General features: G+C 74.1%; 5 protein-coding genes. 2 read left to right on the top strand and 3 right to left on the bottom strand.

Annotated elements, in window-relative coordinates:
- Together ABD844_RS47525 and ABD844_RS47520 are read left to right on the top strand one after the other, a co-directional pair.
- The coding region (locus tag ABD844_RS47525; protein WP_344894805.1) for a hypothetical protein at positions 1 to 860 on the top strand (860 nt) is incomplete at its 5' end.
- A gap of 85 nt (positions 861 to 945) precedes the next feature.
- A complete protein-coding gene (locus ABD844_RS47520) occupies positions 946 to 1,701 on the top strand; it encodes an FHA domain-containing protein (RefSeq protein ID WP_344894803.1) in 756 nt (251 codons plus the stop codon).
- Positions 1,702 to 1,714: 13 nt separating this feature from the next.
- Here the strand turns inward: ABD844_RS47520 and ABD844_RS47515 are convergent, their stop codons facing one another.
- From ABD844_RS47515 to secD, 3 genes are all read right to left on the bottom strand, one after another.
- The gene (locus tag ABD844_RS47515) at positions 1,715 to 2,101 is read right to left on the bottom strand and encodes a VOC family protein (RefSeq protein ID WP_344894800.1); all 387 of its coding nucleotides are present in this window, start codon (positions 2,099 to 2,101) and stop codon (positions 1,715 to 1,717) included.
- A gap of 124 nt (positions 2,102 to 2,225) precedes the next feature.
- Positions 2,226 to 2,768, bottom strand: coding sequence for a GNAT family N-acetyltransferase (locus ABD844_RS47510; protein ID WP_344894797.1), 543 nt, complete (start codon positions 2,766 to 2,768; stop codon positions 2,226 to 2,228).
- A 95-nt stretch (positions 2,769 to 2,863) separates the two neighbouring features.
- On the bottom strand, positions 2,864 to 5,101 hold the full coding sequence (secD, locus tag ABD844_RS47505; RefSeq protein WP_344894794.1) for a protein translocase subunit SecD: 2,238 nt from the start codon (positions 5,099 to 5,101) through the stop codon (positions 2,864 to 2,866).
- Positions 5,102 to 5,262 lie beyond the last annotated feature (161 nt).

Raw genomic sequence — 5,262 nt, 5'->3', positions numbered from 1 at the left:
GCACCCCGCTCGACGTGGTCGGCGACCGGCGCACGGTCGACCCGCGCGCCCTGCGCAGGCCCGCCGCCCTCGTCCGCTTCGGCCGGACCGAGCTCGACCCCGACTACGGCAACTTCGACCGCTGCGACGTGCTCATCCACCCCCCGTCCGACACCGTCGTGGACGTCAGGATGGACTTCAACCTCGATCCCCCGCCCGAGCGGGGCGGCCCGGCGCGGACCGAGGGGATCGTGACGGTCGTCGAGGACCCGGCCGAGAGCCACGCGTGCAGCCGCACGCTGGTGCTCGCGGGCGTCACCGACATGACCATCACGGTCACCGCGAAGCGCGACGACAAGGGCGAGACCGCGCTGTGCGAGATCGCCGACGTCGCCACCGTCGACGCCGTCGAGATCCTCAACCAGGGCGTGATCGCCCGCCGCTCCCCCGGGTTCCCTCCGGGGTCCCTGGCCCACCAGGACGCCTGCACGCTGCTGCCCGCCAGGGCGCTGGAGGTCGTCCCCGGCATCGACGCCGCCGACCCCGACCGCGGCTACGGCGGCTGGGACTGCGAATGGGCGAGCACCACCAGCGACATCTGGCTCGACCTGCGCTTCGACCGGGGCAGCCCGCCCGACGCGGAGGGCGGCACGTCCACGCGGCTCAACGGCTTCCGCTCCTTCGTCCAGCCGGAGAGGGAGGGCGACGAGACGTGCCTGGTCCAGATCGTCTACCGCACCTACGCCGACCAGCGCAGCCAGACCTCCGCCGAGACCCTGCGCGTCCTGGTGGGCGGGTCGCGCCCGATGACCCAGCTCTGCCGGATGGCCACCGACCTGGCCGACTCCGCCACGGCCGGGCTGCCCACCCCGCGGGCGTGAACGGTGCCGGGAAGGGTCCCGGCCCGATGCGGGCACGCTGTATGCCGGAAGCCTGTATGCCGGAAGCATCTTGGGGAGGCGGGCGATGAACGTCCCTGACAGTCTGGCCCGCGGCGTCGCGCCCGCCCCGCCGGGCACGCTGCACGCGCGGACGGTCAACGGCGGCGTCGAGGTGGTGCCCCGGCCGGGCCTGACCGTCAGGTTCGGCCGCGGCGACCGTCCCGACGTGGACCTGTGCGTCGGGGAGGACGACCTGTGGGTGAGCCGCCGGCACGGCGAGCTGACCTACCGCAAGCACCGCTGGTGGCTGCGCAACACCGGCCAGCAGCTCCTGCGCCTGCCCAGAGGCCGGTTGATGCACGCGACGACCGAGGCCGTCCCGCTGGCGACGGGCTACACGCCGGTGTTCGTGCGCGGGTCGGGCTATCGGGAGCACCTGGTCGAGCTGTACGTCTCGGGCCACGACGAGGAACGCGCCCCGCGCCGCTGCACCGACACCCTGCCGCCGAAGCGGTGGCCGCTCGACGACGACGAGCGGCTGCTCCTGGTGGTGCTGGGGCAGCGCTACCTGCTGTACGAGGAGGGGCCGCGGCCCCTGTCCTACCGGCAGGCGGTCGAGCAGCTCGCCTACCTGCGGCCCGGCGGCGACTGGCGGGAGCGCCGGATCGAGAACAGGATCGAGGCCGTACGTCACCGCCTTCAGGCCGGAGGCTTCCCCTACCCGCTGACGCATGACAAGGCGGCCGGCGGGCCGTCCGACAACCTGCTGCACAACCTGCTGCGAGGGCTGGTGGACTCCACCACGCTGGTCCCGCCGGACCTCGACCTGCTGGAGGACTGAGGCCGCGGGCGGTTCAGCGGGTGTCGCGGCGCAGGGGGTGGTCGGGCGGGATCTGCACGAGGACGATGCGGTGGCCGTCGGGGTCGGCGATCCACAGCTCGATCAGGCCCCACGGCTCCTGCCGCGCCTCGCGGAGCACGGTGACGCCCGCCTCCCGCAGCCGACGTTCCTCGGCCGCGACGTCGCGTACCTGGAGCCAGAGCGACACCGCGTCGCCGGGCGGGTCGTTCGCGCCGCCGGACAGCTCGAGCAGGCCCTGACCCAGGAAGAAGACCACGCCCGGGTGGTCGGGCGGGCCGAACTCGCGGTAGACGGCCAGGCCGAGCGTCTCGGCGTAGAAGCGGCGGCTGCGCTCGGGGTCGCCGGGACGGAGCAACACGCGACTGCTCAGCACCTCCATGCCCGTACTTCTTCCCCGATCTTCCTCCGGGGAAGCCCCCATAAGGCCCCGGGAAGGCCGTCCGCCGGGCGCACGGCCCCGCGGACGGCACTCCCCGGGAGTGCGCTGACGCCGTACCGGGCGGTCAGGGTGGGGTGGGGCGGTCGATCCGGTAGAGGTAGTGGTCGCGGTCGTCCTCCGGGTGGTCCGGCTCCAGCTCGCCCGCGGCGACGCGGCGCAGGCCCGCCTTGCGCAGCGCGTTCCACGACGCGAGGTTTCCCGCCGCGACCGGGACGAGGACGCAGGACGCGTCGGGCAGCTCCACCCACGTCCGCTCGACGATCGAACGGATCATCAGCGTCCCGAGCCCCTTGCCCACCTGCCCGGGGTCGCCGATCAGGTAGTCGATCGTAACCGCCTCGTCGGGAACGGGCACGATCGCGGCCAGCTCGGCCTGGTAGTCGGGATAGTCGGCGAGCCGTGACCGCTGCACCAGCCCGAAGGGACGGCCGTCGAGGAGGGCGAGCAGGTCCTCCGACGGCTCCTCCCCTCGCGCGGCCGGGCCGAAGTCGCGCACCACGGCCTCCGGCGAGGTCTCGTGGTGCCACCAGCGGGCCACGTGCGGCTGTGCGAGCCACGAGCGCAGCAGCGGGAAGTCCTCCTCGGTGAGCCGCCGCCAGGTGATCATCAGGACCCTCCTGGGGTGAGATGCCGTCGGTGGGAGCGCGCCCGCCGGTCCCCCGCACGGGGGACGGCACCGGCGGCGCGCGTGGTTCACCAGCATCACACCACAGCTCCCGAGCCCCGGCGGGGTCGAGCGGCGCGCGACGCGGCGGGCCTGGCCGGGGGACGCCGGTCGTACCTGGCCAGCACGATCGCCGCAGGACCCGCCACGAAGGCCGACGACAGCGTTCCCGTCACGATCCCGGCCACCAGCGCGATCGCGAAGTCACGCAGCGAGTCGCCGCCGAAGGCCATGAGCGCGAGCAAGATGAACAGCGCGCCGAGCCCGGTGTTGACGGTGCGCGGCAGGGTCTGCAGGATCGCGCCGTTCACCGCCGCCGCGAACGGCTCCCCCGCGCGGGCCGCCCACAGCTCCCTGACCCGGTCGAACACCACCACCTTGTCGTTGACCGAGTACCCGACGATGGTGAGCATCGCGGCCAGGAAGACGCCGTCGATCGGCTTGCCCAGCCACGCGAACATCCCGGCCACCACGATCACGTCCACCAGCAGCGCCAGCACGGCCGCCGCGCCGAAGCTCCACCGGAAGCGGACCGCCAGGTAGGCGAGTTGCATGGCCACGGCCACGCCGAGCGCGACCAGGGCGTTGCGGCGCAGCTCCGCGCCCAGGCTGGGGCCGATGAACTCCTCGCGCCGCTTGCTCACCTCGCCCACCCGGCTTTCGAGCGCCTGCTCGATCCTGGCCACGTCATGGAGGCCGAGGCGCGCGGCACGTACGGAGACGCCGTCGTCGCCCGCCTGCACCACCGCGCCGGGGATCCCGGCGCGCGCGACGGCGTCCCCGGCCACGTCGGCCGGTACGGGCCGCGCCGTGGCGAACTCGACCAGCCGCCCGCCGGTGAACTCCACGCCGAAGTTCAGCCCGCGGGCGACCAGCCCGGCGACCGCCACCGCCGCCAGCCCGCCCGCGACCGCCAGCCACACCTTCCCGGCCCGCATGAGCTGCGGGTTCCTGCGGGTCAGCCACGTCCTGACGGCTCCGGGCGAGCCGAGCCCCGACAGGCGCGGCCCGATGCGGCCGATCACGGCCTGGGTGAGCACGCGGGTGATGAGCAGGGCCGAGACGAGCGAGGCCAGCACGCCGACGGCGAGCGTCACACCGAACCCCTTGACCGGCCCCGAGGCCAGCCAGAACAGCAGCCCGGCCGCGATCAGCGTGGTGATGTTGGAGTCGGCGATCGCGCTCCAGGCGTTCTTGAACCCGCGATCCAGCGCCGGCCGCAGCCCGCTCGACCGCTGGTACTCCTCCCTGGCCCGCTCGAACACCAGGACGTTGGCGTCGATGGCCATGCCGATCGCCAGCACGAACCCGGCCAGCCCCGGCAGCGTGAAGGTCGCGCCCATCGCCGCCAGCACCGCGTACGAGATCACGCCGTAGCAGAGCAGCGCGACCACCGACAGCAGCCCGGCCAGGCGGTAGACGGTCACGATGAACACGGCGGTGAGGATCAGCCCGGCGACGGCCGCCTTGGCGCTGGCGTCGATGGCCGCCGCGCCCAGGGTCGGGCCGACCGTACGCTGCTCGACCAGGTCGAGCGGGACCGGCAGCGCGCCGCCCTTGATCAGTACGGCGAGGTCGCGGGCCTGCTCGTGGCTGAACGAGCCGGTGATGTCGGCGCTGCCGCCCGGGATGCCGCTGCCGCAGGGCACGGACGGGTCGAGCGGCGGCGAGGAGATGACCTCCGTGTCGAGCACGATGGCGATCCGGCGGCGGGGGTCGTCCTGGGGCCGGCAGGCCGCGTCCCCGGTCAGCCGCTGCCAGGCCTCTTCCTCGCGGAAGTCGATGCTCACCCACCAGCCGGGGCCGCGCTGGGGGTCGCTGCGCTCGGCGGCGTCGCTCACCCCTTCGCCGGTGATGACCGCGGCGCCGAGCTTGAGCAGGCCGCCGTTCTCGTCGGGTACCGCCGTACGGTCGCCGTCCTCGGCCGCGCCGAGCACGGGATGGAACGCGAGCTGCGCGGTACGGCCGATGACCTCGGCCGCCTGGCGCGGATCGAGCACGCCGGGCAGCTCGACGATGATCCGCCGCTCGCCGGAGCGGACCAGGGTGGGATCGACCACGCCGAGCGCGTCGGCGCGCTGGCGCAGCACGTCGAGCGCGCGGTCGGTGGCCGCCGCGTCGGCCTTGACGGTCGGCGAGTCCTTGGTCTCGAAGACGAGCTGGGTACCGCCGCGCAGGTCCAGGCCCAGGCGCGGCGCGGTGGTGAGGGTGACGAACAATGAGATCGCGATGACGGCGCACGCCGCCACCGCACGCCAGAACGGCGCTCCTGACATGAAAGCCTCCACGGGCTCTGAAGGGGGAAAGCGCTCTACGGCGCGGGCGGATGCGCCGCGCGGGAGCAGCTCGGGCGCCGGGTGGTCGCCGGCGCCCGCGGTGTCTTCAGTGCGTGGTGGCGGGCGGGGCCCGCGCCGCCGCCGCCAGGGGCGGGCGCGCG

This window comes from Nonomuraea antimicrobica (assembly GCF_039536965.1).
GTDB classification, from domain to species: domain Bacteria; phylum Actinomycetota; class Actinomycetes; order Streptosporangiales; family Streptosporangiaceae; genus Nonomuraea; species Nonomuraea antimicrobica.
Note: the sequence above shows the minus strand (reverse complement) of the source record. Positions and strands in the feature narration are given on the sequence as shown.

Coding starts and splice junctions, on each gene's coding strand:
- ABD844_RS47520 (WP_344894803.1), top strand. CDS start 946: ATGAACGTCCCTGACAGTCTGGCCCGCGGCGTCGCGCCCGCCCCGCCG.
- ABD844_RS47515 (WP_344894800.1), bottom strand. CDS start 2,101: ATGGAGGTGCTGAGCAGTCGCGTGTTGCTCCGTCCCGGCGACCCCGAG.
- ABD844_RS47510 (WP_344894797.1), bottom strand. CDS start 2,768: ATGATCACCTGGCGGCGGCTCACCGAGGAGGACTTCCCGCTGCTGCGC.
- secD (WP_344894794.1), bottom strand. CDS start 5,101: ATGTCAGGAGCGCCGTTCTGGCGTGCGGTGGCGGCGTGCGCCGTCATC.